General features: G+C 46.9%; 1 protein-coding gene. It reads right to left on the reverse strand.

Annotation, left to right across the window (positions count from 1 at the left end):
• The coding region (locus AAEZ06_RS27200; protein ID WP_350617191.1) for a sulfurtransferase TusA family protein at window positions 1–277 on the reverse strand (277 nt) is incomplete at both ends.

Below are 277 nucleotides of genomic sequence, written 5' to 3' on the forward strand. Positions count from 1 at the left end.
GGTCAGTGGCCACCACATATAACGACTCGCCCGCTGCCACCTCACGTAATGCCACTTTGGTTTTTAACAATGGCATCGGGCAGGCAAGTCCACGTCCGTCTACCAAGTTCTTTATAATAAGGGGTAGCTGCTTTGAGTCGATCGTAGCACTCAACTCAGTATCACCCTCATAAGAGGCAGACAATAAATCTAATAATTGGCGAATAACATGCTGCTGCGTATCAGACAAACTGGCTGGCAAACAGACAGAATAAGAGCCTGTTACGGTGATTAACTG

The organism is Pseudomonas sp. HY7a-MNA-CIBAN-0227 (assembly GCF_040310325.1).
GTDB lineage: Bacteria > Pseudomonadota > Gammaproteobacteria > Pseudomonadales > Pseudomonadaceae > Aquipseudomonas.